The organism is Pseudoalteromonas sp. P1-13-1a, assembly GCF_001401875.1.
GTDB lineage: Bacteria > Pseudomonadota > Gammaproteobacteria > Enterobacterales > Alteromonadaceae > Pseudoalteromonas.
This window is the reverse complement of record NZ_LKDV01000015.1, coordinates 71,402-98,140: the sequence shown is the minus strand read 5'-3', so window position 1 is coordinate 98,140 and position 26,739 is coordinate 71,402. Positions and strand designations below refer to the sequence as shown.

The 26,739-nt window shown below is 41.9% G+C and carries 28 protein-coding genes; 16 read left to right on the top strand and 12 right to left on the bottom strand.

Going from position 1 to position 26,739, the window contains the following annotated elements; genetic code table 11:
* The first annotated feature begins 363 nt into the window (after window positions 1-363).
* On the top strand, window positions 364-1,428 hold the full coding sequence (gene hemE / locus AN391_RS11330; protein ID WP_055015496.1) for a uroporphyrinogen decarboxylase: 1,065 nt from the start codon (window positions 364-366) through the stop codon (window positions 1,426-1,428).
* A 68-nt stretch (window positions 1,429-1,496) separates the two neighbouring features.
* On the opposite strand, the gene sthA is transcribed toward hemE, so the two are convergent.
* The gene (gene sthA / locus AN391_RS11325) at window positions 1,497-2,927 is read right to left on the bottom strand and encodes a Si-specific NAD(P)(+) transhydrogenase (RefSeq protein ID WP_055015495.1); all 1,431 of its coding nucleotides are present in this window, start codon (window positions 2,925-2,927) and stop codon (window positions 1,497-1,499) included.
* Between the two features lie 13 nt (window positions 2,928-2,940).
* Entirely contained in the window at window positions 2,941-4,074 is a 1,134-nt protein-coding gene (locus tag AN391_RS11320; RefSeq protein WP_055015494.1) for a fatty acid desaturase, read from the bottom strand.
* Window positions 4,075-4,201: 127 nt separating this feature from the next.
* On the opposite strand from AN391_RS11320, the gene fabR reads away from it, so the two are divergent.
* The 5 genes from fabR (at window position 4,202) to leuD (ending at window position 9,909) form a co-directional block, all read left to right on the top strand.
* Entirely contained in the window at window positions 4,202-4,822 is a 621-nt protein-coding gene (fabR, locus tag AN391_RS11315) for an HTH-type transcriptional repressor FabR (protein WP_055015493.1), read from the top strand.
* Window positions 4,823-5,227: 405 nt separating this feature from the next.
* Entirely contained in the window at window positions 5,228-6,781 is a 1,554-nt protein-coding gene (gene leuA, locus AN391_RS11310; protein WP_055015492.1) for a 2-isopropylmalate synthase, read from the top strand.
* Window positions 6,778-7,854, top strand: coding sequence for a 3-isopropylmalate dehydrogenase (gene leuB / locus AN391_RS11305; RefSeq protein ID WP_055015491.1), 1,077 nt, complete (start codon window positions 6,778-6,780; stop codon window positions 7,852-7,854). Before leuA ends, leuB begins: the two co-directional genes overlap by 4 nt.
* 55 nt (window positions 7,855-7,909) lie before the next feature.
* Window positions 7,910-9,310: a 3-isopropylmalate dehydratase large subunit gene (gene leuC / locus AN391_RS11300; protein ID WP_055015490.1), complete on the top strand. Its 1,401-nt coding sequence runs from the start codon at window positions 7,910-7,912 to the stop codon at window positions 9,308-9,310.
* Window positions 9,310-9,909 (top strand): 3-isopropylmalate dehydratase small subunit, encoded by a 600-nt coding sequence (gene leuD, locus AN391_RS11295; protein WP_055015489.1) that lies wholly within the window; start codon window positions 9,310-9,312, stop codon window positions 9,907-9,909. The genes leuC and leuD overlap by 1 nt, the downstream gene beginning before the upstream one ends.
* Window positions 9,910-9,982: 73 nt before the next feature.
* Here leuD and AN391_RS11290 read toward each other — a convergent pair whose 3' ends face one another.
* Window positions 9,983-11,494: a DUF3360 family protein gene (locus tag AN391_RS11290; protein WP_055015488.1), complete on the bottom strand. Its 1,512-nt coding sequence runs from the start codon at window positions 11,492-11,494 to the stop codon at window positions 9,983-9,985.
* Window positions 11,495-11,843: 349 nt separating this feature from the next.
* Between AN391_RS11290 and AN391_RS11285 the strand changes: the two genes are divergently transcribed.
* Together AN391_RS11285 and AN391_RS11280 are read left to right on the top strand one after the other, a co-directional pair.
* Window positions 11,844-12,830 (top strand): hypothetical protein, encoded by a 987-nt coding sequence (locus tag AN391_RS11285; protein WP_055015487.1) that lies wholly within the window; start codon window positions 11,844-11,846, stop codon window positions 12,828-12,830.
* A gap of 43 nt (window positions 12,831-12,873) precedes the next feature.
* Entirely contained in the window at window positions 12,874-13,467 is a 594-nt protein-coding gene (locus tag AN391_RS11280; protein WP_055015486.1) for a hypothetical protein, read from the top strand.
* Between the two features lie 5 nt (window positions 13,468-13,472).
* On the opposite strand, the gene AN391_RS11275 is transcribed toward AN391_RS11280, so the two are convergent.
* A complete protein-coding gene (locus tag AN391_RS11275) occupies window positions 13,473-13,835 on the bottom strand; it encodes a hypothetical protein (protein WP_055015485.1) in 363 nt (120 codons plus the stop codon).
* A 98-nt stretch (window positions 13,836-13,933) separates the two neighbouring features.
* Here AN391_RS11275 and AN391_RS11270 point away from each other — a divergent pair, with 98 nt between their 5' ends.
* A complete protein-coding gene (locus tag AN391_RS11270) occupies window positions 13,934-14,377 on the top strand; it encodes a TerB family tellurite resistance protein (protein WP_055015484.1) in 444 nt (147 codons plus the stop codon).
* A gap of 3 nt (window positions 14,378-14,380) precedes the next feature.
* Here the strand turns inward: AN391_RS11270 and AN391_RS11265 are convergent, their stop codons facing one another.
* Window positions 14,381-14,947, bottom strand: coding sequence for an NADPH-dependent FMN reductase (locus AN391_RS11265; RefSeq protein WP_055015483.1), 567 nt, complete (start codon window positions 14,945-14,947; stop codon window positions 14,381-14,383).
* A gap of 117 nt (window positions 14,948-15,064) precedes the next feature.
* Here AN391_RS11265 and AN391_RS11260 point away from each other — a divergent pair, with 117 nt between their 5' ends.
* On the top strand, window positions 15,065-15,964 hold the full coding sequence (locus AN391_RS11260) for a LysR family transcriptional regulator (protein WP_055015482.1): 900 nt from the start codon (window positions 15,065-15,067) through the stop codon (window positions 15,962-15,964).
* Here the strand turns inward: AN391_RS11260 and norR are convergent.
* On the bottom strand, window positions 15,957-17,513 hold the full coding sequence (gene norR / locus AN391_RS11255) for a nitric oxide reductase transcriptional regulator NorR (protein ID WP_055015481.1): 1,557 nt from the start codon (window positions 17,511-17,513) through the stop codon (window positions 15,957-15,959). The two genes, AN391_RS11260 and norR, sit on opposite strands and share 8 nt — an antisense overlap.
* Before the next feature lie 160 nt (window positions 17,514-17,673).
* Here norR and AN391_RS11250 point away from each other — a divergent pair, with 160 nt between their 5' ends.
* Genes AN391_RS11250 through hmpA form a run of 3 tightly spaced genes read left to right on the top strand, consistent with a single transcriptional unit; the run spans window position 17,674 to window position 20,377 of the window.
* Window positions 17,674-17,943, top strand: a complete 270-nt coding sequence (locus tag AN391_RS11250) for a hypothetical protein (RefSeq protein ID WP_055015480.1) — start codon at window positions 17,674-17,676, stop codon at window positions 17,941-17,943.
* Window positions 17,943-19,175 carry an NnrS family protein gene (locus tag AN391_RS11245; RefSeq protein WP_055015479.1) on the top strand — a complete coding sequence of 411 codons (1,233 nt, stop codon included), beginning with the start codon at window positions 17,943-17,945 and terminating at the stop codon, window positions 19,173-19,175. The genes AN391_RS11250 and AN391_RS11245 overlap by 1 nt, the downstream gene beginning before the upstream one ends.
* Window positions 19,176-19,195: 20 nt before the next feature.
* Window positions 19,196-20,377: an NO-inducible flavohemoprotein gene (gene hmpA, locus AN391_RS11240; RefSeq protein ID WP_055015478.1), complete on the top strand. Its 1,182-nt coding sequence runs from the start codon at window positions 19,196-19,198 to the stop codon at window positions 20,375-20,377.
* Between the two features lie 60 nt (window positions 20,378-20,437).
* On the opposite strand, the gene AN391_RS11235 is transcribed toward hmpA, so the two are convergent.
* The 3 genes from AN391_RS11235 to AN391_RS11225 all read right to left on the bottom strand — a co-directional run bounded on the left by AN391_RS11235 (window position 20,438) and on the right by AN391_RS11225 (window position 23,195).
* Entirely contained in the window at window positions 20,438-20,806 is a 369-nt protein-coding gene (locus tag AN391_RS11235; RefSeq protein ID WP_055015477.1) for a hypothetical protein, read from the bottom strand.
* The gene (locus tag AN391_RS11230) at window positions 20,806-22,425 is read right to left on the bottom strand and encodes a S41 family peptidase (RefSeq protein ID WP_055015476.1); all 1,620 of its coding nucleotides are present in this window, start codon (window positions 22,423-22,425) and stop codon (window positions 20,806-20,808) included. The genes AN391_RS11235 and AN391_RS11230 overlap by 1 nt, the downstream gene beginning before the upstream one ends.
* 110 nt (window positions 22,426-22,535) lie before the next feature.
* On the bottom strand, window positions 22,536-23,195 hold the full coding sequence (locus AN391_RS11225; RefSeq protein WP_055015475.1) for an endonuclease: 660 nt from the start codon (window positions 23,193-23,195) through the stop codon (window positions 22,536-22,538).
* A 126-nt stretch (window positions 23,196-23,321) separates the two neighbouring features.
* On the opposite strand from AN391_RS11225, the gene AN391_RS11220 reads away from it, so the two are divergent.
* On the top strand, window positions 23,322-23,672 hold the full coding sequence (locus tag AN391_RS11220) for a VOC family protein (RefSeq protein ID WP_055015474.1): 351 nt from the start codon (window positions 23,322-23,324) through the stop codon (window positions 23,670-23,672).
* Here AN391_RS11220 and AN391_RS11215 read toward each other — a convergent pair.
* Entirely contained in the window at window positions 23,647-24,363 is a 717-nt protein-coding gene (locus AN391_RS11215; protein WP_055015473.1) for a hypothetical protein, read from the bottom strand. The two genes, AN391_RS11220 and AN391_RS11215, sit on opposite strands and share 26 nt — an antisense overlap.
* Window positions 24,364-24,506: 143 nt before the next feature.
* Entirely contained in the window at window positions 24,507-24,758 is a 252-nt protein-coding gene (locus AN391_RS11210) for a Rho termination factor N-terminal domain-containing protein (RefSeq protein WP_055015472.1), read from the bottom strand.
* 231 nt (window positions 24,759-24,989) lie between these two features.
* Here AN391_RS11210 and AN391_RS11205 point away from each other — a divergent pair, with 231 nt between their 5' ends.
* Window positions 24,990-25,370: a hypothetical protein gene (locus AN391_RS11205; RefSeq protein ID WP_055015471.1), complete on the top strand. Its 381-nt coding sequence runs from the start codon at window positions 24,990-24,992 to the stop codon at window positions 25,368-25,370.
* A gap of 10 nt (window positions 25,371-25,380) precedes the next feature.
* On the opposite strand, the gene AN391_RS11200 is transcribed toward AN391_RS11205, so the two are convergent.
* Entirely contained in the window at window positions 25,381-25,821 is a 441-nt protein-coding gene (locus tag AN391_RS11200) for a PaaI family thioesterase (RefSeq protein WP_055015470.1), read from the bottom strand.
* A gap of 177 nt (window positions 25,822-25,998) precedes the next feature.
* Between AN391_RS11200 and lexA the strand changes: the two genes are divergently transcribed.
* Entirely contained in the window at window positions 25,999-26,616 is a 618-nt protein-coding gene (lexA, locus tag AN391_RS11195; protein ID WP_055015469.1) for a transcriptional repressor LexA, read from the top strand.
* Window positions 26,617-26,739 lie beyond the last annotated feature (123 nt).

The window sequence follows — 26,739 nt, the reverse complement described above, 5'->3', positions numbered from 1 at the left end:
AACCACCGGTTAAGGTGGCTTAATTTCTTGTTTTGGCCTGTTAATACAAGCTTTCTTATTGTTATAGAAGATTTTTGTTATTTTTATTATAAATATTTTTGTTATTGTTGTTTAAGATTTTTATTATTGTTCTTGTTAACGCGGGACAAACAATACCAAGGTTTTTGTAATGTTGCAAACATATTAACAAAAAGTTTTTATTGTTAGTTCTTTTTGATTGTTTAGTGCGCAAACGTGACTAAATAAGCAACAAAGTAGGGACGGTTAGCTATAACACATGTTTTACAAGCATAGCGATAGAGAGCCGAAGAATATGGTGGTACAATCTTGAACAATTTCTATAAGCCTCAGGATTATTAAGCTATGAGCGAATTAAAAAATGACCGTTATTTACGTGCACTTGCAAAACAACCCGTTGATGTAACACCGGTATGGATGATGCGCCAAGCAGGACGCTATTTACCAGAGTACCGTGCTACACGTGCACAAGCGGGCGATTTTATGAGCCTGTGCCGTAATGCTGAGCTAGCGTGTGAAGTAACACTACAACCACTTCGTCGCTACCCATTAGATGCCGCTATTTTATTTAGTGACATTTTAACGATTCCCGATGCAATGGGTTTAGGTTTGTACTTTGAAACCGGTGAAGGCCCTAAGTTCGAAAACCCTATCTCGTCACTTGCTGATGTTAAAAAAATTCCAAAGCTAGACCCAACTGACGAGCTTGGCTATGTAATGAACGCAGTAAGCACAATTCGCCGTGAGTTAAAGGGCGAAGTACCGCTTATTGGTTTTTCGGGTTCACCATGGACACTAGCAACTTACATGGTTGAAGGTGGCAGCAGTAAAGTATTTGGTAAAATTAAAAAAATGGCGTTTGCAGAGCCGCAAACACTGCATTTATTACTCGATAAACTCGCTGATTCGGTTATTGATTATTTAAACGCGCAAGTAAAAGCCGGTGCGCAATCACTAATGGTATTTGACTCATGGGGCGGCGTATTAAGCCCGCGCGATTACAACGAGTTCTCACTGCAATACATGCATAAAATTGTTGATGGTTTAATTCGCGAATACGACGGTCGTAAAGTGCCGGTAACGCTATTTACCAAAAATGGTGGCCAGTGGATTGAAGCAATTGCAGCCACAGGCTGTGATGCAGTAGGTCTTGATTGGACTATTAATATTGGCGACGCTAAGCGTCGTGTAGGCGATAAAGTTGCATTGCAAGGTAATATGGACCCGTCAATGCTTCACGGTACGCCTGATCGTATCCGCCAAGAAGTAGGCACTATTTTAGAAGATTTTGGCACAGGAAATGGCCACGTATTTAACCTAGGCCACGGTATTACACCAGATGTAGACCCAGAAAACGCCGGTGTATTTATCAACGCAGTACATGAGCTAAGCGCGCAATACCACAAATAACAGCAGTGGTATTAATAGCTATTAAAAAGCCCGCTAATTAGCGGGCTTTTTGCTGTGTAATAATCGGATTAAGTAAATAACCTATTTAATCCATTTAACGCCGCAACTCGGTAGGCTTCTGCCATAGTTGGGTAGTTAAATGTGGTATTTACAAAGTAATCAACTGTATTGCCAGCGCCTTTTTGCTCCATAATGGCTTGGCCAATGTGAACAATTTCCGAGGCACGTTCGCCAAAGCAATGCACGCCAAGTACCTCTTTGGTTTCACTGTGAAACAATATTTTTAAACTACCAACTTCTGTGCCCGCAATTTGCGCACGAGCCAAGTGCTTAAACTGTGCACGGCCCACTTCATACGGTACCTTTGCAGCGGTTAGCTGTTGCTCTGTTTTACCTACTGAGCTCATTTCAGGAATGGTATAAATACCTGCTGGAATATCTATAATCAGCTTATCTTCGCAATTACCGCAGGCAATCGCATCGGCAGCTATACGGCCCTGATCAAACGCTGCACTAGCTAAGCTCGGATAGCCAATAACATCACCTACTGCGTAAACGTTGTCTACCTCAGTTTGGTACATTTCGTTGACTTTAAGCTGGCCTCGACCATCGGCTTTTAAGCCAATAGCTTCAAGATTTAGCGTATCGGTATTACCTGTACGGCCGTTAGCAAATAAAATACAGTCGGCTTTTACACGCTTGCCCGATTTTAAATGCATAACAACACAATCGTCCCGTGTTTCTACACGGTCAAACTCTTCGTTATGGCGAATAACAATACCGCTGTTCCAAAAGTGGTAGCTAAGCGCGTCAGAGATTTCTGCATCCATAAAGGCCAATAAGCGATCGCGCGTGTTTACTAAATCTACCTTAGCGCCTAAGCCTTTAAAGATTGAAGCGTATTCACAGCCAATAACACCCGCACCGTATATAAGTACGCGTTGTGGGTCGTGCTCTAGGCCTAAAATAGTATCGCTGTCGTAAATACGTGAATGGCTAAAGTCGACCTCAGGTGGGCGGTATGGGCGCGAGCCGGTAGCAATTACAATGGTTTTAGCGGTAATACGCTCTGCTGAGCCATCAAGGCGCTTAATTTCAACCGTGTGTTTATCTACAAAGCTCGCATCGCCTTGGTACATATGAATACGATTACGGTCGTAAAAGCTGCTACGTAAGTTTGACTGCTTAGAAATAACAGAACTTGCATGGCTTAAAATATCAGGAAATGTTAAGCGACTAGGGCGCTCGCCAACATTAAATAATGGGTTAGCTTTGTATTCAATATAGCGGCTAACCGAGTGGCGTAATGCTTTTGAAGGAATTGTCCCCCAATGTACACAGCCACCGCCAACAGCTTGTTGGCGCTCAATTACCGCTACTTTTTTATCGTTTTTAGATAGGTTCATGGCGGTGCCTTCACCGCCAGGGCCCGTACCAATAATTATTGCGTCATATTGGTAAACTACGGGTGCTTTTTTTTGTTCTGGTTGTTTGGCCACAGCCACTCCTAAATTAATTAAAAGAGGCTTTTAATAACCTCGCATTAAGTGCTAGCCATGCCTGTTTTTGATTTTCCCAGGCGGCTTCCAGCTCATGGTATTGTGTCATTAATGCTGATTGTTCACACTGCTTTGCCATGTTATTTTTTTTAGCTTCTAACACTTGTTTTTGTAGTGAACAGTAATTTTGCAGCTTTTTCAGCAGTAAATCGTACTCTTGTTGTAATAATGTAAGCTTATCTTGCGCTAAAGGCAATTTTGAAAGGCGCGTTTGCGTTTTACTCATGAGCGTTTCGGCTTTGGCTTTTTCTATGCGCTCAACCGGGGTGCGCTTTAATTTACTGGCTAAACCGAGCGCTGCTAAAGAGCGAATCATCCATTTAGTTGGATCGTAATGAAACCACTTAATGCCGTTACGGTAGTCGCTTGCAAAAATATGATGAAAGTTATGGTAACCCTCGCCATAAGTAAATAATGCTAAAAAGCCATTATCGCGCGCGGTATTTTTTTCAGTGTATGGGCGTGAACCCCAAATATGAGCCAATGAATTAATAAAAAAGGTAAAGTGCTGGCTCAATACTAAACGCAGTAAACCGGCAAGGAGTAGCATGCCCCACACATCACCTACCAATAAACCAAGTACAAGCGGTAGGCCAACATTCATCGCAATAACTAACTTTAGGTAGTGCTTGTGTTGCCACATAACAATTTTGTTGCGCTGTAAATCACGGCAATTACTGTAATCGTTATAACTATCGCCTTGGTAATCACGTAGCATCCAGCCAATGTGGCTGTACCAAAAACCGTTAGTTGCGGCGTAAGGGTCTTTTACTGGGTCATCTACTTGACCGTGGTGTATACGATGATCGCTACTCCAGTGCAACGCACTGTTTTGCAAAGCAAATGCGCCACCAAGTGCAAAAATAAATTCTATTCCAGGGTGAACGTTATAGGCTTTATGCGCCCATAATCGGTGGTATCCGGCAGTGATAGATAGGCCTGCGTAAAACATACAGCCTACAAATGCAATCCAATGCGCGCTGGTAAATCCGTAACTAATGCCGTACCAAGGTACAAGGGTGACAGCCGCCAAAAAGGTTAGGCTAAAAAATAGGACGTTTGTCCAAATAATCGGTGGTTTATTCATCGTTTTTACTCTCAGCGTACAACTGTAAGCTAAAATAGTGTTTCAATCTCTTGGCGTCAAGTATTAGACTAGACAATTCGGCTAATTATCATTAAAACTTCATATAAAATTACTCAGGGAGCTGTGGATGTCGGGTGTTAGAGCACAACAGAAACAAAAAACACGACAAGCCTTAATTGAGGCGGCATTTAATCAGCTAAGTGCTGATCATAGTTTTTCTAATTTAAGCTTACGCGAAGTTGCCCGCGAAGCAGGTATTGCCCCCACCTCTTTTTATCGCCACTTTAAAGACATGAACGAGCTAGGTTTAACCATGGTCGACGAAGCCGGTTTAACGCTTCGTCAGCTTATGCGCCAAGCTCGCAGACGTATAGCCAGTGGTGGTAGCGTAATAAATACCTCGGTTGTTACCTTTATGGAGTTTATTGATAACTCAAGCAACCAATTTAGATTACTGCTGCGCGAGCGTTCTGGCACCTCAAAAGCCTTTAGAGCTGCTGTTGCACGTGAGGTAAAACACTTTATTTTAGAGCTTGCGCATTATTTAGAAAGCGAAACCAAGTGCGATTCAATTCATGCTTATATTCAGGCCGAAGCCATGGTAACGCTGGTATTTAATGCCGGTGCTGAAGCACTCGACATTGAAGGTCAGCAACGTGATGAATTAATTGAGCGTGTTATTTGGCAGCTGCGTTATATCACCCGCGGTGCAGGGCATTATATTCGTGAAACAAATAATCAGGTTTAGCTTAAAAAATTAGCAATAAGTTAATCTAAGCACGCAAGTTTACTCAACACATTAATTTAAGCTAAAAAGTGCAGCTGTGTGATTTATAAAACCTTAATTTTCTATTTTTAGGTATATAAATTTCTTTAATGTAGGGTTTCCATTCCTTGATTTGGAATATTTATGCTTGCACCCACTGCGCTGTAATGATAAAAATAGGCCTCACTGAACACACACACAAGAAACAAGATGCAAAATATTCGTTTAATTACACTAAAACTTAACCTCTTACTGCTATGGTCAGTGAGCGGGGATTAGTGTGTTTGCATCGAGTTAAACACTAAAAACCCCGCAATTGCGGGGTTTTTTATTATCTCGCGGCTGGGATAAATTGAAATTTGGGTAATCGAGGAATGAGGGGCAGTTATGCAAGACAAAGATAAAGTATGGATTTTTGATACCACCTTACGTGATGGCGAGCAGGCACTTAAAGCAAGCCTTACTGAAGACGATAAAATTCAGCTAGCGCATACTATTAGCCGCTTGAACGTGGATGTGATGGAAGTGGGTTTTCCAGTTTCGAGCCCCGCTGATTTTCGCTCGGTGCAACGTATTGCAACCGAGGTTAAAGGCCCTATTATTTGTGGTTTAGCACGTTCAGTAGCAAAAGATATTGAAGCCTGTGGTGAGGCGCTTCGCACAGCACAACAAAGCCGTATTCATACTTTTATTGCTACAAGCCCTTTACACCTTGAACATAAATTACGTATGAGTCTAGACGATGCAACGGCCATGGCGGTTAAATCAATTAAATTAGCGCGTAACTACACTGATGATGTTGAGTTTTCGTGTGAAGATGCAGGGCGCACGCCACATTGGGATTTATGTAAAATTGTTGAGCAGGCAATTAATGCGGGTGCTTCAACTATTAATTTACCCGATACCGTTGGCTTTGTAACGCCAGACGAATACGCCGCAATGATCCATCATTTAATGAATAACGTGCCAAATATTGATAAAGCGCGTTTAAGTGTACATTGCCACAACGATTTAGGTTTAGCTGTGGCTAACTCGGTAGCTGCGGTACAAGCGGGTGCTCGACAAATTGAATGTACAATAAATGGTATTGGTGAGCGTGCGGGTAACTGTTCGTTAGAAGAAGTGGCAATGATCATGAAAATGCGCAAAGACCACTTAAATGTACACACCGATATTAAAAGCGAAGAAATTTATCGCGCATCTCGCCAAGTGGCAAAAATTTGTAATATGCCGGTACAGCCAAATAAAGCCATTGTGGGCGAAAACGCCTTTGCACATAGCTCGGGCATTCACCAAGATGGCGTATTAAAAGCGCAAAATACTTATGAGATTATGTCGCCAGAAAGCGTCGGTGTGCCAAATAACCAATTAAATATGACTTCGCGTTCGGGTCGTCATGTTATTGAGCACCGCTTAGAAGAGTTAGGTTACCAAAAAGCTGATTACGACATGGACAGCTTATACGAGAGCTTTTTAGCGTTAGCTGATCAAAAAGGTACCGTATACGATTACGACCTTGAAGCCATGATTTACTTTAATCAAATTAACGACAAAGACGAAAAATACCAATTAGAGTTTGTTAACTCAGCGTCTAACTCACAGTCGGTAGCCAGCTCTACTATTGGAATGTTAATTGATGGCGAAGCAAAACAAGAAGCAGCCACAGGTAATGGCCCTGTTGAAGCGTCGTTTGCAGCTATTGAGCGCTTAACAGGTATGAGCGTTGAAATGATTGAATACAACTTAGAAGCCACTGGCCAAGGCGCAAGCTCGCTTGGTCAAGTAAACATTATTGCTAAATACGATGGCCGCCCTTATCACGGTGCGGGTATTGCTGCGGATGTGGTGGAGGCGTCGGTACGCGCCATGATCCGTGTTTACAACTTAATTTATCGTGCACAAAAAGTGTCTGATTTAAAACAACAAAGGAAAGCAGGATGAGTAAAACAAACTACAGCGTTGCCGTATTAGCAGGCGACGGTATTGGCCCAGAAGTAATGGCAGCAGCAGACCAAGTACTTGATGCTGTAAGCAATAAGTTTGGTTTTACCCTGAACCGTCAGCATCATGCTATTGGTGGCGCAGCCATTGACGAATTTGGTGAAGCATTACCACCAAAAACGCTAAGCGCGTGTGAAAACGCCGATGCCATTTTATTTGGCTCAGTAGGTGGCCCAAAATGGGAAAACCTACCCCCTAACGAGCAACCTGAGCGTGCATCGCTTTTACCGCTTCGTAAGCACTTTGGTTTATTTTGTAACTTACGCCCAGCACAACTTTTACCAGCGCTTAGTGCAGCATCGCCATTGCGTGCAGATATTAGCGAAAAAGGCTTTGATATTTTATGTGTGCGCGAACTTACTGGCGGCATTTACTTTGGTGAAAAAGGCCGAAGTGGAGAGGGCGCTGAAGAAGCCGCATTTGATACACAAACTTACTCGCGTAAAGAAATTGAACGCATCGCCCGCTTTGCCTTTGAAGCGGCAAAATTACGTAGTAACCACGTAACCTCGGTTGATAAAGCAAACGTGCTTGCATCAAGCGTATTATGGCGTGAAGTCGTTACCGAAGTAAGCAAAGACTACCCAGAAGTCAGCCTAGATTACATATACGTAGATAACGCAGCTATGCAGCTAGTTAAACAGCCTAGCCAGTTTGACGTGTTACTTTGCGATAACTTATTTGGTGATATTTTGTCAGATGAGTGTGCAATGATCACAGGCTCAATGGGCTTATTACCTTCGGCCAGCTTAAATCAATCGGGCTTTGGTTTGTACGAGCCTGCTGGTGGCTCAGCGCCAGATATTGCTGGTAAAGGCGTTGCAAACCCGATTGCGCAAATTTTAAGTGCCGCACTTATGCTACGTTACTCATTAGGGCAAGACGAAGCAGCACGCACCATTGAAAAAGCCGTAGCCGAAGCCGTTGAAGCAGGCGTTGGCACGCCAGATATCTACCCAGAGGGTGGATACAGCACAAGCGATGTGGCAGCCGCCATCGTTTCACGTATTTAATTATTAAAGGCGCAGCACCGTTATGCTGCGACTTAACAAAGTAGGGAATTAGCAAGTGGCCCAAACGTTATACGACAAAATTTGGCAAGCACACACCGTTGCCAGCATAAACGAGCAAACTGATTTACTTTATATTGACCGTCATTTAGTACACGAGGTGACATCACCGCAGGCTTTTGCAGGCCTACGTGAAAAAAACCGTACGGTGCGTTGCCCTGAAAAAACTTTTGCAACGATGGATCATAATGTATCGACTAAAAGCCGATCGCTTGATGCCGCAAGTGAAGTCTCTAAAAACCAGTTAATGGCACTTGATGCTAACTGTAAAGAGTTTGGCATTGTACTTTACGATTTAAACTCAATTAACCAAGGTATTGTGCATGTAATGGGGCCTGAACAAGGTATTACCTTGCCTGGCACTACCATTGTATGTGGCGATAGCCATACCTCTACGCATGGCGCGTTTGGCGCATTAGCACATGGTATTGGTACGTCTGAGGTGGAGCACGTATTAGCAACGCAAACGCTACAGCAAAAAAAGGCAAAGTCGTTAAAAATTCAAATTAACGGGGTGCTTCGCCCAACTGTCACCTCTAAAGACTTAATTATGGCGGTTATTGGTAAATTAGGTACTGCTGGTGGTACAGGCTATGTTGCTGAATTTTGTGGTGAAGGCATTGAAGCGCTTTCAATGGAAGCCCGTATGACGCTATGTAACATGAGTATTGAAATGGGCGCAAAAGCAGGTTTAATAGCACCAGATCAAATTACCTATGATTACTTAAAAGGCCGCCCATTTGCGCCAAAAGGTGCTGACTTTGATGCCGCAGTTGAATATTGGGAAACTTTAAAAACAGATGAAGGCGCTGAGTTTGACTTAAGTGTTGAGCTTGAAGCCGACGACATTCAGCCACAAATTACATGGGGCACCAGCCCAGAGCAAGTAATTGGCGTTGATGAATGCATACCCGACCCTGATCAAGAACCTGATTTAATTAAAGCTGATGCTATACGCAGTGCTCTTAAATACATGGACTTAAAAGCGGGCGATAAATTATCAAGCGCTAAAGTTGATACAGTATTTATTGGTTCGTGTACTAATAGCCGTATTGAAGATTTACGTGCAGCGGCAAAAATTGTTGAAGGCAAACAGGTAGCGGCTGGCATAGAAGCGTTAATCGTACCGGGTTCTGGCCTTGTTAAAAAGCAAGCTGAAGACGAAGGCTTGGCCGATATTTTTAAAGCGGCAGGTTTTGAGTGGCGCGAGCCGGGCTGTTCAATGTGTTTAGCAATGAACGACGACCGCTTAGAAGCAGGTAAGCGCTGTGCATCTACGTCTAACCGTAACTTTGAAGGCCGCCAAGGCCGTGGCGGGCGTACGCACTTAGTAAGCCCAGCAATGGCTGCCGCTGCTGCAGTACATGGTCACTTTGTTGATATTAGAGGAGAAGCCTAATGAGCGTATTTTTTAGTGGCTTAATGGCCCCACTTGATAAAAACAATGTAGATACTGACCAAATTATTCCAAAGCAGTTTTTAACATCAACTAGCCGTGATGGCTTTGATGCAGCGCTGTTTTACGATTGGCGTTACCTAGAAAACGGCGAGCCAAACCCTGATTTTATTTTAAACCGCCCATGCTACCAAGGCGCGCAAATATTATTAACGCGCGACAACTTTGGGTGTGGCTCATCACGCGAGCATGCGCCGTGGGCACTTAAGCAATATGGTTTTGAAGTAATTTTAGCGGAAAGCTTTGCTGATATTTTCTTTAATAACTGTGGCAACAACCAAATGCTAGCCATTGCGCTACCAGCTGACACGCTTGAGCAATTGTTTGTACTTAGTGAGCAGTACGACGATATAAACATTCAAATCGATCTTGAAAACCAAACACTCACAAGCGATAAGTTTGCGCCAATTAGTTTTGATATTCGTAAAGACGTAAAAGAGCGTTTATTAAGTGGCTTAGACTTTATTGGTGTGACCGAAACGCTAAACCCACAAATTGATGCGTTTGAAAAACAACTAGCTGCTGAGCGCCCTTGGCAGTAACGAAAAGCAATTAATTACATATGAAAACAAAGCGCGGCTGAGTATATCAGCCGCGCTTTTTTATATCCTAATATTAATGTCTAAAATCAGCCATTAGCGCAGGTATACCTGGCAGCATACCAACAATAGCCATAACGGTAGTTAAAACCACAAACATAATGAGCGGAATAACCCAGCGGCTCATTTTAGTTAAATTAGCACTGCGCTCTTTACAACCAATTAAGCCTAAGTTATCAAGCAACATAGTTAGTGACCAACCAAACGCAGGGTTAACCAAGCTTGACGCAAACACAACAATAGCGGCCGATTGCGTTGTTTTACCTTCGCGTGTCATTTCCATACCCGCCTCAAGCAGCGGAATAAACACACCAACAATAAGCGCAACACACAGCACAGGTTGCCAAATGGCTAAATCCATCGGGTAGCCCCATAAACCCGCAATAATACAAAATACGGCTGTTAAAATGGCGCCTGCTGGAATAGGGCGTTTAGCAATAGCGGCAGGGACAATGTAGGTTCCCCACGATGAGGTAAAGTTAGCACCACCGGCCAGCGAGCCAAAGGTTTGCCTAACCGATGCGCTTAGCATGGTGTCGTCTATGTTCATTTGTACTTTTTCAGTACGTTGTGGGTAACTAATTTTTTGAAAAACTTGATGTCCTAAAAAATCCGGCGACCACATAGCGACAGCCAGTACCGCAAACGGCAGCACAACCACAAAGCTTTCAAGTGTTGGTAGGCCAAGCATCCAACCCGTGTTTTCGCCCCACCAATAAGCTGGGTTCATATTAGGTAAGCCCGGCGCGGTATTAAATTCAAACGGCGCACCGAGTGCAAAGGCAACTCCACCGCCAATAAGGCAGCTAAGCGGCACAGCTAGCCAGCGCTTTTTAAAATGCTCAAGTAACGCATACAATAAAATGGTCGCCAAAATAACAATAAATGCGATGTGTGCCATATCAATGGCCTCAGCCCATGCAAACAGCTTTTTAACTTGCGAAATAGTACCAATAAAGCCTAAGTATATGAGTAAGCCTCCGCACACCCCTTTACTGGTTAAGCGTGCGAGCAAACTTCCTCCTTTGGTTATGGCTAAAATAAAGCCAAAGGCACCAATGAGTAAGCCAAATGCCATAGGATGGCCGCCAGCGGCAACAACGATGGGGATTAACGGAATAAGTGGGCCGTGAGTACCGGCTAAGTTAGCCGTGGGTAAAATAAAGCCCGAAAACAAAATAATAAAAATAGAAACAATGAGTAATTCATAGCGTACGTTTTCTAACACAAACGCATCGCTTAAACCCAGTGGCGCTGCAAAAGTAGCGGCAATAGCCCCCACCATAACGACTTTACCAATGGTGCCCGCCATAGCTGGAATGGTGTCTTCAAATTCAAAGCGGTAGTCTTTAAATGGTAAATTAGGCCGCCAGCGCTTAGGCTGCATAATTTGCAGCTCGTGTTCTAGGTATTCGTCGCGGGTATTAAACTCTGAGCTGGGTTTATGCTTATTTTGATAGCTGTTGGCATCATCTACGTGCGGTGCGCTTGTTTTTTCTGGTTCGTTACCCTTTGGGGTTACTGACATAGTCCCTCCTGTTACTCGTTGCTTATTTATTAATACGGCTTTTGTTAAAGCAAATGAATAGTGAAGGAGCAGGGTAGATCAGCTTTTACTCAGGAATGTATAGGCAAAAGGTCGTGTATGGCTTTATTTAACGCTAAACCTGCGAGTTGAATTTCTCAGCTAGAAAATAAACTTAACTTTATTTTATTTTAAATCATGTGCTTATATTTTTTCTGCTTGTTCTAATTAGATGAAGCATTATAAAAGTAGGGCTGTTATCCTTTAGTCTAAGTAGTGGTCTGTGTATTTTAATTGAACTGATATAGCGCATCTGCTAAGTTCAATGGTTACTCAAATAACAAGAAATATAATGCAAATTCAATCCCCTAAATCAATTGGTATTTTACTCGGTACGCTTTACGGCATATTTATGCGGCTGTTTGTAGATCTACTTGATACATACAATTTAAGCAGCCTTGTGTCTATTTCCTTTATGTTTTTAGTGCCCGTTGCAATTGGCTATATTCGTATTCATTTTGAATTTAAAAGCTCAAAAACATTAACTAAAAGGCAAATGGTGACAATTGCTTGGCAACCAATTTTTGTTTTTTTACTTGTAAGTGTTATTACGTTACTTGAAGGTAGCATTTGCGTGGCAATGGCATTACCTGCCTTTATGCTCTTTGCAAGTATGGGCGGTTTACTGGCAGGCTTTATTAAACACCGTAAAACAAAAAATGCTAACCGCTCTTTACTTTCAATTGCTTTGCTTCCTGTATTGCTCTCACCTATTGAGGTGAATTATTTACACTTATCAAAAACATATGAAGTCACCAACGCTATAGTTATTGAAGCGCCTATAAATCGTGTATGGCAGCAGCTTGCAAATGTAAGCAAGATAGAGCCACAAGAATTACCATTTTCACTCACTCAATTAATAGGTGTACCTAAACCTTTAGAGGCAAATATGAATGCAACGGGTGTTGGGGCTGTTAGAATCAGTAAATGGCAAAAAGGGGTTATATTTAAGGAAGTGATTACGGATTGGCAGCCAAATAAACAGATGCTTTATAGATTTGAGATAGACCCTGATGCCATTCCCGATGACGCACTCGATAAACACGTAAAGCTAGGCGGCGAATACTTTTCACCTCTTTACGGTGGGTATGCGTTAAGTGAAGATAAAAGCGGCCATACCATTTTAACTTTAAAAACAACCGTGCAAGATAATACAAATTTTGGTGTTTATTCGCGAATATGGGGTGAGGTAATTTTTCAAGACTTCCATCATTCACTTTTAACATTAATGAAAAACAGAGCAGAAAAGCCACTCACCGCAGCTATTTCCCATTATTAGCTTAAACCGCTATGGTATTAAAAAACTATTATAAGAGTACTTTATGAAATTATTAACGGCAGCAACCTTATTACTTGCCTCATCAGCAGCTTTTGCGCGCCCAGCGCCTTTGGTATCTATACCAACACATGATGCGTTTTTTAATAATATTGCAGCGCATTGTGGTAAAGCGTTTGAGGGCAAAGTAAGCGTAGATAACGCAAAAGGCCCGAGCTCATTTGAAAATAAAAAACTAGTTATGCATGTACGTAAATGTACAGATAGCGAGCTGCAAGTACCATTTCATGTGGGAGATGATGCATCACGTACGTGGATCATTACTAAAACGGGTAGTGGTTTGAGCTTAAAGCACGATCATCGCCATAAAGATGGTAGCGACGATGCTTCAACTATGTATGGCGGTCACACACTTGATGCCGGTTTTGCACAAATGCAGTCTTTCCCGGCCGATCAATACTCTAAAGAATTATTTGTAGCACAAGGTATTGCACAGTCGGCAGGTAATACATGGCAAATGTATATTTATCCTGAGGTGTTTACTTATAGGCTAATTCGCCAAGGGCGCGAGTTTAAGGTGGACTTTGATTTAACTAAACCTATTACGCCACCCGCTGCACCATGGGGATACGAAGAGTAAGCGTATTATTCAGGCTCCTCGCATTGCAATAAAACCGTTAAAGGTGGTTGATAAGCGCGTGGTTTAGTAGGAAAACGTTCGTACTCTTGCACGCCTTCAAGCACTTTTAACATAAAAGTGTTACCACGGCATAACCTGTCTGCATGGCGCAGTAAAAACATACTTTGATTAGCAAAGTGTTTGTAATCGTCTGATTGTATTTCTATTTTATAATTGCTGTTGTCAATTTTGGTTTGGTAGTAATGCACTTTGTTATCAAAGTCGTATGACTTTTCTTTTTCGCCCACTTCTGCAAAGGCGCTCCCTATACCAGAAAAGGCTAGCAATGCAGCGCCAGCAATTAAATGCGGTGTGTATAAGCCTTTCATAAAAATGTATCCTTTAATTTGCGAACTTAATACCCATTAATAAAACATTAAGCACGATGTATTTAAGTTAAGTCTAACACCCAAAAAGAGAATATGTGATGTTCAAACAAATAAAACAACTGTTTGCCGCTTTTGACGAGCAACAGCCAAGCATAGAGCAGCATGATCTAAAAACAGCGGTTGCTGCGCTGCTTATTGAAGTAATGCGTGCTGATTCTAAGCTTGACCATAATGAACAACACACCCTGACTGTAACCTTAAAAAAATACTTTAATTTAACAGATTCAGAAGTTGAAGAGCTCACGACCAATGCCGCAGGCAGCTTAGATGGGGCAATTGATTACTTTCAATTTTCTAAGCAGATTAACGATCACTGCAGTGCGGCGCAGCGCATTGAAATTATTGAACTATTATGGCGATTGGCGTATGCCGATGGGGAGATAGATCCCCAAGAAGAGTATGTTATACGCAAAGTGGCTGGGCTTTTATATGTAGCGCACACTGATTTTATCGCTGCTAAATTAGCAGCGACACAATCGTAAAAATTAACTTAATTTACTAGCAACAGAAACGAGCTGCTGCGTTAATACGCTAACTTTTTCAGCAGTGGCTGGATCAGTGATTTTTCCATCTTCGCCAAATACAGTAAATGCCGAAGGCACAGCAAGCTGATCGGCAAGTACTAATGAGCCAATACCACTTAAAATATCGCGTACATGGTTTAGGCCGCGCAAGCCACCAAGCCCACCAGGTGATGTAGCAAATAATGCCACTACTTTGTTGCGAAATGCAGGCAGAGCGCCTTGCTCAGTACGTGACGCCCAATCAATTGCATTTTTAAGTGCAGCAGTAATGGAGCCGTTATACTCTGGGCTTGCCAGTAAAATACCATCAGCAGCGCGTAACTTGTCTTTTAAATGTTGTGCATCGGCTGGGGTGCCTTGCCCTTCAATGTCTTCGCTAAATAACGGCAAATTTAAATCGGCGAGTTTAATTACTTCTACTTCAGCACCTGTTTGCAGAGCAAAACGTGCTGCTTCGTTAATGAGTTTTTGGTTAAAGCTATCTTTGCGCAGACTACCCGCGAGCGCGATAATTTTTGGTGCTGACATAATTGAGACCTTTTATTTGCTGGAAGTGACTCTAATGTAGCAAACTTTCACTTGTAGAAAACCCGAATAAACGCAACACTTGTGTGCGTATATGCACATAAGTAGAAGGCGGGTAGCATGGCAATTAAATTTGATGATTGGCAAGACATAAAAGTTGCCTTTGAGGTAGCAAAGCTTGGTACGCTTACAGCTGCTGCAGATGCATTAAATGTGCACCACAGTACAGTACTTAGGCGTATTAATAGCCTTGAAAAAAACTTAGATACGCGTTTATTTCATCGCCATGCTCGGGGTTATAAGGTAACTGAAATTGGCGCTAAATTATTTACTACAGCGCAAACTATAGATTCGTCACTTGAGCAATTACATAACGATATTGCCGCTGCCGACAGTACGTTACGCGGAGGTTTATTACTTACTACGGTAAGTGGGTTTATGGATGTGCTGGGCGATGTGTGCGAAAAGTTTCAGGCTTTACACCCTCAGGTGCAGCTTGAAGTTATTTTAGAACAAAAGCGGTTAAGGCTAGATCATGGCCAAGCACATATTGCAGTGCGCGCAGGGCCAAGGCCAGATGAGGGGGATTATATCGCTCAGCATTTAACTAAGCTTACATCGAGCCTTTACGCCAACAAACGCTATATAAACAAGTATGGTATGCCTAAAACATTAAATGACTTACAGCATCATAACTTTGTATCGGGTGTGGCGGGTTTTAATGCACGTGTTCCTTATTTTGAGTGGGCTGATAAGCACATTCCGGCGCAGCAAATAAAGCTACGGGTTTCAGAAACCTCCGAAGCAACACGGGCTATAATTAAAGGCTTAGGTATAGGCGGTTTACAGCATGGGGTAGCAGCCCAATATACTGATTTAGTACCTATTTTACATAGTGAACTGAGTTGGCAAACTGATGTATGGCTTGTAACACATCATTTAGTGCATCGCACTGCAAAAGTACAAGCATTTGCAAGCTTATTAAAAGCGCACTTTAATAAGCCTCAAACCCTTAAATAGTTTTTTTAACCTTAATACCTAAACGTTTAGCAAGGCGTACTAGGTTAGCTCTGTCGAGCTCAAGCATGCGTGCAGTGGCTGCCCAGTTATAATTATGCAGCTTTAGTTGTTCGGTTATAATTTTAAACTGTAAAGATTCAACGGCCTGCTTTAATGGCTGATTGAAGGCAGAGTTAACGGTGCTTTGCGTGCTAACTTGCTCTGTATTACTTAACTGTGGGGTTAAATCGCAGTGCTTGCTGGTAATTGTAACTATAGGGTTTTGCCATTGGCTTTGCTTAGCTTTTAATGCACTGCGGCTAATAACATGTTCAAGCTCGCGTACATTACCAGGCCAACTGTATTGGTGGAGCAATGCTTGCGCTTCAGTGCTTAGCTTTAATTGTTTAATACCTAATTTACGGGCTGTTTGCTCAATAAAATAACCCGCGAGTAGGGTTATGTCGTGCTCACGTTTATTAAGTGGTGGTACGGTAATAGGATAAACGCTTAGCCGGTGATATAAGTCGGCTCTAAAGCGGCCTTGTGCTACCTCATGCTTTAAATCACGATTAGTGGCAGCCACCACACGAACATCTACGTATTTTGGTGTGTCTTCACCAACGGTTTGAATTTCACCACTTTGCAGTACGCGTAGTAATTTACTTTGCATAGCCAATGGCAGCTCGCCAATTTCGTCTAAAAATAATGTGCCGCCATCAGCTAGCTGAAACTTACCTTGGCGGGCATTTTGTGCGCCAGTAAATGAGCCTTTGGCGTGGCCAAAAAACTCACTCTCTGCAAGATTTTCGGGAAGTGATGCACAATTTAAATGAATGAGTGGCTGATTTTTACGGGCAGAATTTAAGTGAATATTACGCGCTACTAGCTCTTTTCCTACGCCCGTTTCTCCTAACACCAGCACACTAAAGTTAGAGGCCGCAACCAGTTTTATTTCGTTTTTAAGCGTTTGCATTACTGGGCTTTGGCCAATTATTTCACCGCCATCGCGAGTAAGCGCATCACGCGTTAACTCTTGCACAAGTGCACTTGAATGCTGCGCATGGTGTTTGTAATGGGCAAGCTCTAGAGCCGTTTTAAAATGTGCACTACACAGCGTTTGTAAGGTGCTTAGCGTATCTGTGCTGATACTGCTAAAGGCATTTGCGTTAAGGCTATCAAACGTGAGTACACCAAGTAGAGTATTTTTATCATAAAGGGGTAAGCCTAAACAGGCATGCACAGGTACATCGCCCGTTTTAGCCAGCAGTAAGCCGTCGTATGGGTCGGGCAGTGGGCAGTCGTGTGCAAACTGTAATGCGTGGCTTGCACTGCAAATAGCCTTAAGGCGAGGGTGCTCTGTTATTTTAAAGCGTCTGCCAAGGCTGTCGGGCATCAGACCTTTAATGGCTAAGGGTTTAAGTTTCTCGCCCTGCACGACAAGTAATGCACTGGCATCACTAGGTATTACACGCTCAACCGTTGCCAGTAATTGATCAAAGCTGTGCTCGTGCAGGGTGCTTTGGGCAAGCTCTAAAGCTACTTGGGTGAGGTTGAATTGTTGGTTCATTTCAAAATGACCTATATGTGTTTTTATGATTTAAAATAGAATAGGTCATAAAGACTCATTTTGTAAAGTGGTTATATTTAACTTACTGAATAATAATGTTTTATTTTGTTGGCACAGTATGTGTAATAGCTAAGTAACGTTAATGGTTACTGAGGTGGTTATGAATACACTTACGCTAAAAAATGTAAACAACAATGTTGAGTTGGGCTCATTTTTTGAATCGCTTTTATTTACTGCTAATGCCGTACTAGGGTTGAGCGCTGTTTGTATGGTTGTGAGCATTTTAATTAGCTACCCCTATGCAGAGTACTTTTCGATGCAGGTACAAATATCAGCGCATATTGGCACTATTGTAGTGGCAGCTATTTTGAAAGTTAGTTATGTACTGCGTTGTGTTGCTCAGCATGGTTTAGGGCAGGAAGTACGCTAATGCGCCCACTAAACTTAACAGAGCCAGTGCCGGCGCGCATAGCTATTTATCAAGTAACTAAATGGCCGTTATGGATGCTTGCATTTAGACCTTACTTTTTAGCAGGCGGTTTGCTGGCATTTTTATCTATAGGTTATTGGTTACTTATTTTAACAGGCCATGCTAATTGGCATTTAACAATACCAGCTACACTTTGGCACGCACACGAAATGCTGTTTGGCTTTACGGGGGTTGTTGTCGTGGGCTTTTTACTTACGGCAGCGCAAACATGGACGGGCATACCGAGTATAAGTGGCAAAGCACTTATGCTACTTACTTTAATATGGGTAAGTGCTCGTTTAGCTTTTTTTATTGTGCTGCCCGATGTTGGCAATATTAATTTATTGGCTGTTATTGTGTTGCAGCTAGCATGGTGGGTAGGTGCAATTACTGCGCTGGCTAATATGCTATTAAAAGCACGCAGTAAAAATAACTATCAATTTTTAGCTATTTTAAGTGTGTTGTGCGCCCTCAATACACTTTATTTACTACTTGTTTTAAATAACAACATGAAGCTTGCTTTGGCTGTGGTTGACACCGCGGTACTCGTGATTAGCTTACTGGTTGGTATTGTTGCAGCAAGGGTACTCCCCTTTTTTACTGCTAAAGGTTTATTGCTTAGCGAGCAAGTACGCACTCCTAAAATTGATAAAGCGCTGCTGTATTTATCAATACTGGCAATTACTTTGTTTTTTATCAGCAAGTTATTTTTAAGCTCAATTAGTCCTGCATTAATTGTTGCAATAGTTGCTGCGCTTCACTTAATTCGAGCAAAGCTTTGGTGGAATGCAAAAGTGCTAAAAGTCCCTTTATTATGGTCTTTGCATTTTTCTTATTTTGCGTTAGGTGTTGGCTTAATGATGATTGCATTTAGCTTTTACACAAACGTAATACCCTTCAAAGATGCGCTCCACTTTATCACTATTGGCACAATAGGGATGATGATTTTAGCCATGATGACCCGTGTATCGCTTGGTCATACAGGGCGTACGCTTAGCACCCCTAAGTATATATCTGTTGCTTTTGCTCTTGTGCTGGTGGCAGCTATTACTCGCTCAATACTTCCCTTAATCATTGGGTCACACTTTGCTTGGCAGATAAGTGCTTTGCTGTGGTTAGTGGCTTTTTTATTATTTTTAATTTACTGCACACCTATCTTAACACAGCGTCGTGTTGATGGGCGTCGTGGTTAGTTTACCTATAGGAATACATTATGTTATCTGATAAAACCATTGAGATTGTTAAAAGCACCGTTCCGTTATTAGCGCAAGCCGGCACGGTTGTTACCGATCATTTTTATAAGCGTTTGTTTAGCCATAACCCAGAGCTTAAAAATATTTTTAATATGGCGAATCAAAGCTCTGGGCGTCAGCAATTTGCTTTGTTTAACGCCTTAGCGGCATATGCCCAAAATATTGATAACTTAGCGGTGTTAAAAGAGGCATTAGCGCGCATTAATCATAAGCACACCAGTTTAAATATTTTACCAGAGCACTATCCCATTGTTGGTGCTCATTTAATTGGCACCTTAAAAGAGTTAATACCAGAGCAGTTTACGCCGGATGTAGAATATGCTTGGCGTGAAGCTTACGCTTTGCTTGCCGATATTTGTATTACCGAAGAGGCAGCATTGTATGAGCATAGTAAAAACACTCTGGGTGGTTGGGCGGGTACTCGTCAATTTGAAATAACCAATAAGCAGATTGAATCTGAGCTAGTAACAAGCTTTACACTCACACCTGTAGATGGCAAAGCGGTTATTACTCATAAACCTGGTCAATATTTAGGCATAAAAGTTAAACCAGAGGGCGTTGAATATGAAGAAATTCGCCAGTATTCTATTTCGCAAAAAAGTAACGGTACAAACTACCGTATTAGCGTTAAAAAAGAGCTACAACCAAAGCCTGGCATGGTGTCTAATTATTTACACTCACTAGCTCAAGGTGACATAGTTGAGCTATACCCGCCTGCAGGAGATTTCTTTTTACGAAATAGTACTCAACCTACGGTACTTATTTCAGCAGGTGTTGGGCAAACGCCAATGCTTGCGATGCTCGAAACGCTATTAAGTGATAACTCTAATCAAGACATTATGTATTTACATGCGTGCGAAAATACTCAGCAACACTCGTTTTCACAGTATTTAAATGAATTAAGTACGGGTTATAACTGTTTGCAAACTATGACGTGGTTTAATCAAAGTACTGAAGGGGCTGATTTTACAGGATTAATGGACTTAACAGCCATAAAAGCACAGTTACCTCTTACAAATGGCAATTTTTACTTATGTGGCCCGGCTGGGTTTATGGCGTTTGTGAAAAGCCAGTTACTGGCGCTAGGCGTTAAAAACGAGCATATTTATTACGAAGTGTTTGGCCCGCATCAAGACTTATAAACCAAGTGAAAAATGATAAAGACACACAGCATTAATGCTGTGTGCCTTTTTAATAGTATTTTATTGCGCTTTACAACTTACGTTTTTAAGTTCAATAGCCATATCTTTTTTAGGATAATAAAGCACGCACTGCTCGCCGATTATTTGTAAAACAAATTTTTCAGACTTTATATTATGCGCGCCCATTATGGGCATGCCATTTGGATCTTTATTTGTACCATGGCTTAGTAACAGCTCGCTGCGTTTAGTAAAAACGGTGTCGGCAAGTGTAACTAGTGTGCCGCCCTTCGCTTTTATAATCGCTTGCTGCAGTGTGGCTATAACGCCTGGGTTTACCTCGGTAAGTAGCGCAGGCTTAGCAGTGGCATTACTCATACTGTTACAGCCTCCAATAAACAATAAGGTTAATATTGCCACGAGCTTTGTCATTACTTGTCCTTATTTAACGTAGGCCAGGTTAAGTCCATATTGCCACGGTTAAAGTCGTTAGGTGCGTTTAGAGGTAATAGTTGCTTGCTATCGCCAGCCGCGCTTTGAATTTGCGTTTTGATACTCGCAGAGGCGGTGCTAACAGGGCACGTCCCGTTATTATCTATATGGTAAAGCGCAGTAGAGAGTATCCCTTCGTTTGGATCGCCTAATTGATTGTCGAAGTCATCACTCACTACACAACCTTTCACATCCGCATCAAACTGCGGTGTTGGCGTAGGCGTAAACCCTGCTGCATATTCACCAAACCCTTTACTGTTGATACCGCTAAATTGAATGGTGTAATACGTGGTGCCACAGTTATGTGTTGGAGTAAAACCATATGGTTTACCGCAGGTCGTGTCGCCAATGAGTATTACCTCGGCGTCAATGCCTTTTAGACCATTAATAAAGGCTTCTGATGCTGAACAGGTGCCTGATGTGCTAAGCACATACACTTTAGATAAGTTTAAGTCGGGTAGGTTATCACCGGTGCTAAAAAAGGTTGAGTAATCAATTTCTTCATCTATAAACGGAAAAGGCGACTCTACAGGTTGCTTGTCGTTTCGCTGAGTTTGGTAATAAATACGGTTTTGGATATTAGCACTGCCGGCTACCATGTAGGCAAGCTGCGAAGAAAGCGCTAATAAACCGCCCCCGTTGTATCTAAAATCAATAACAAGTTCTTCTACGTTATCGGTTTTAAATTTATTAACCGCCGCAATTAAGCCTTCTTGAGCAATACTTATATGACTATTAAACTGCATGTATCCTACGCTAGTGCCATTTTCGGTGGTAATGGTTTTTACGTTTTGTACAGGCGTTTGTTCTATGTTGCCAGCCGTTACGTTAAAGGTTTTTTCAGCGCCATCGTTACTGCGCACAACGATGGTGTGCGAGTCGCCATTAGTAGGGCTAAATAAGCCTTCGTTTAGGGTATCTACGCCTGCTTGTGTGCTAGTATTAATGCTTACGCCATCAACTTCGAGCACCGTATCGCCACGTTGAAAACCAATTTGGCTTGCTGGTGAGTCATCTTCTAGGTAGGCAACACGCAAAATTCTATCAGCTGGGTCGCCTATAAATGCCCAGTTTATGCCATAGCCTGAGGTTACACCTGATTGTGCTTCTTGAAAGTAGTCCTCGGAGGGTTCTGAAAAATGAAAGTTATCTTTTTTATCACCTGAGTCAGTTAGTTCTTCGGTTTTTAGTTGGGCAAAATAACTGGCCACTGTAGCAAAGTTTTCAGGGTCGTTATCGGCTATTTCATCATACCAAAGGTAGGTTTCATTGCTCCACGAGCGAAGCCAAAGCTTTTCGTAAAGTGCTGAACCAGCTTGGTCTGGGTAAGGCTCATTATTATTAAACGGATCGTTACCTGTGCGTGGGTTTTCGCAAAAGTTTTTTAACTCATCCGATGGCTCAAATACACCTGCCGTCCATGTGGGGGCTGTGCTTGCAGGAGGTGTGATGATTGGAGCGGGCGTTTCATTCATGCTGCTACCACCGCCACAGCCAGCAAGTGTTAGGCTTGAGAGTGCAGCAATAATAGCGAGTGATGCTTTGTTATTTTTAAACATACAGAACTACTTTTTGTAAATAAGTTGTTTAAAATACTACAACAACCGCTCATTTATTCAACGTATTAGACCCTAAATTATGTAAATGAGTGTATAACATTTCGCTTGTGTTAAAGCTTGCTTGCGCTGCTTTTATCTGCAAATGCTTGTTTTTTCCATGCATCAAATAGCTTTTGTTGTTTGGCTGATATTTTTAAGCCATATGTTTTTTGCATATAAGCGTAGGTGTCGGCAATGCGTTTGCGGGCATAAAATGGCGGCTCTACTACGCGTTGTTTAAAGTTAACCTTTACCTGGCAGCGGCCATATTGAGTGGCGCTTTCGCTCAGCATTCCAAAGCGATAGTTAGAGCGATCGGCGTTAATTTCGCCAATTGCGGGGGCTAAATTGTTTATGTCGGCTTCCATTTTTCTAAATTTGGCACTGACTTTTCGACAGTTTTTACGTCCGCCGTTTTGCCAGCATTGTAGCTGGTGGCCAAATTCCCATGCGGGCACTATGTGCTCCCATTCAATACGTAAAGCGCGCTGGTTTACTTTGCCTGAGCGGGTAAATGTATTACGAGGCACATAACCACAACCCGTTGGATCTGGCACTAGTTTTTTACCTTGTTTTTTGATGTCGCAGCCGCAGTAGAGGCTTTTGGCGTTATTAGGTAGGGTTTTAATTAAGTGCCTTTTAGCCGTTGAAAAACGGGTAAATTCTTCACTCGATGCCGAAAAACAAATACAACAAGCCACAAAGGCTAAAATAAATTTAAGCATATCCATCACATACGTGAACTACAGGAGGCGCTAGTTTAAAGTTTTGCTGCTATAAGATAAAGCGTGAACAAATTTTAATCTGCAATGTTTAGTTCACTCTATACTGATATAAAAAATAGCGAGGAGATGACCATGCTAGGTGCTTTTTCAATAAGCTTAACGGTTAAAGATATTGGAGCCTCTAAAGCGTTTTACGAAAAACTGGGTTTTAGTGAGTTTGCAGGTGAGATAGAACAAAATTGGCTAGTGATGAAAAATGGTGAGCATTTAATTGGCTTGTTCTCGGGTATGTTTGATAAAAACATGCTGACCTTCAACCCAGGTTGGGATCAGCATGCACAAACCGTTACAAACTTTAAAGATGTTGATGCGCTTAGTGAGTATTTTCAAAGCGCTAATATAAGCGTTGAGTCTGTGGGTGATAAAAGTTTTATTATTACCGACCCAGACGGAAACCCTATTTTGATTGACCAACACGTGTAAGTTTTTTTAGCCTAACGTTCTGCATTAATAAAATGATACCGCACAAACAAAATAGCACGCTGGTGGCTGCAAAGCTGATAAGTAACGGGTTGTTAAAATCTTCTCGCTCGTCGTAATCCATTATATGCAGCATCCAAAAAAAGTCGAAGATGCGCCATAGCGTGCTGCGAATGGTAATAACTTTGCCGTTAACTGCATTTAAATACAGCGTAGTATTAAAGGTGTCGTTAAATTGTACTTGCCACACATTTGTTTTATATCCGACCTCTCGTGTACCTTGTTTTAAAAGTGTGGTGCTAATTGGCTTAGCGTCAATGAGCAAATGAGCCTGCGCATTAGCGGTGATTTGTATTTTAGTGGGTGGCTTAAAAGGGCGGCCCGTTAAGCCATTAAAGCTTTGCTGCTCGGTGCTGTTAATAACAGTAATAAGCGGGGTAGTTAAAAAGTGCTCAAATATTATTTGAGTGGGGTTAGCCACTTGTGACGTAATATTATCGAGTGATGTGGGGTAGTCTGCTTGTGTAAATGGGTTTGTAAGTGTGCGTTTTGCAAGGTGCTTACCATGTACGTATTCAAGTGGTATTGCGCTCATTACTAAGCCACCTAAAAGCCAAGCTAAAATTTGTAAGGCAAGTAAATAGCCTAGCCACTTATGTAGTTTTCGTGCGCGCTTAAATAGTTGCTTTCTCATTTTGTGCTTCTTATTATTTTTAGCGTTAGTGTATTACAGCAGCCCATGCTTTTACTGCGGCATTTTGTCGCAGTTATTCATAAGCTTACTCTAACTTTATAAAAATAATAAAAAGGAGCGATAAAAAATCAGTGAGGCTGCGTTTAATGATCACGCAGGGCATTTATGAGCTCTTGTTTGCTCATTTTTGAGCGGCCACTAATGCCTACCTCTTTTGCTTTATCGTATAACTGTTTTTTAGTGCGCTTCTCATACTTTGAGGCTTTGCCGCCTTTAACTGCGGTTTTATGAGTATTACTATTAGCAATTCGCGCGGCTTTTTGTTTGCTCATGCCTTCATCGCGAAGCGCATCGTACTGTTCATCATTTTTAATTTGCGGGCCATGATCTACCATTATTGTTCTCCTACAGCTTTTAATTACACAGTGTGTGTATAACTTTCATACATAAACGCTAAATTTGTGCTTAACTAGCCTAACCCGTTTAATAAGGCAAATTAGGTGCCAATGGCGTTTAAACAGGTTTTTTCTATTAATAAAGCCATGTTTACCGCTTAGTTGATTTGGTATAAAAGTAAAACTGCGTTAAAGTTTGCGATGAAACTATAAGAGGGTAAAAAGCAGACAATGTCGGAAATTCAATTTTTAAATGTAGATCTAGAGCTTGAGTCTAAACAAGATATTAGCGCCCTAGTGGCAGACTTAAAGAAAAACGCGATGGTTTTACATTATGACAAAGACGAATATCGTCAATTGGCGCGTATTGAAGCCGCGGGTGACATAACCACGCCTGACAAAGCAATTAACCACTTATGTGAATTAATCGAGTCGTGTTCACGTAATGCGCTCAAACAATGGTTGAGCTGTTCGCGCAGAACCTTTGATATTGGCTTTGAATCGGGCACGTCACCTAAGTGTTTTAACCAAGCTCTACATGCAGATACACTGCTACGTATATCTGCAATTGGCGCGGGTATGGAAATAACAATTTACCCTATCGAAAAGTAGCCATAGTTAATTATTTGCGCTCGACAACCGCTGCGGTCATTTTTGATACGCAGCAAAGTTCGCCGCGGCTATTAGTTATTTTTATTTCCCATACAGAACTGCGCTTACCAATATGAAATGCACGAGTAACAGCGGTTAAAGTGCCATTTCGAGAGGCCTTTAAATGGCTGGCGCTAATTTCCTGGCCAACACAATAAAATTTTGTAAAGTCCACTACAAAGTTAGCGGCGTAGCTTGCTACGGTTTCGGCAAGTACCACATTTGCGCCACCATGTACCATACCAATAGGGTTATGATGCTCAGGAATAGCGGGCATGGTAGCTACTAGGTAATCATCGCCTATTTCGGTTATTTCTATACCCATTGTTTTCATTAGCGTGCCTTGGCCGTTTATTCCCTCATCTAACTGTTTGCAAAGCGCTAATGTGATGGGTTGATGCCAAATACTCATAATTACTCCTTTATGCTGAAAGCAAATTTATAGCATTTTAAATACTGAACGTCTGTAATTACCTAAAATATATCCAAGTGCGGTGTGTTTAGCTATTTTAAAGCGCAATTTAAATTTGCGATTTTTATTTAACTGTATATACTCACAGTTAAATGTACTGTATGGAAAACCAGTTGTATGCGACCATTAACTAAACGCCAAGCTCAAATACTCGAACTAATAAAAGTTTTTATTAAAGACACTGGTATGCCTCCTACACGTGCCGAAATTGCGCAAACACTAGGTTTTAAAAGTGCCAATGCCGCAGAAGAGCACTTAAAAGCGCTTGCCAAAAAAGGTGTTATTAAAATGAAGCCAGGCGCAAGCCGTGGTATTCAATTGGTTGAAGAAGAAGCGCCAGAGCAACTCGGTCTGCCATTAATAGGTCGAGTTGCAGCGGGTTCGCCTATTTTGGCGCAAGAACATGTTGAGAGCCACTGCAAAATAGACCCACTTATGTTTAAACCTGCCGCTGACTTTTTACTGCGTGTTAACGGTATGAGTATGAAAGATATAGGCATTATGGACGGCGACTTACTTGCTGTACACCGTACCCAAACAGCTGAAAACGGCCAAGTTGTGGTTGCGCGGGTAGATGAAGACGTAACCGTAAAGCGCCTCGAAAAAGCAGGCCGAAAAGTATTATTACACGCCGAAAACGAAGAGTTTACGCCTATAGAGGTAGACCTTGAAAACGAATCTTTTAATATTGAAGGTTTAGCTGTTGGCGTAATAAGAAATGCCGACTGGATGTAATTTTTAACTATTTTTAAGTAACTTTTTATAAATGCGCACTTTTAAGTGTGCATTTTTGTTTTAAGAAAGACCTTCCGCTACCTCAAAGCGCCCTAAAATTATTTAGCCTGTAAACTTTTTTGC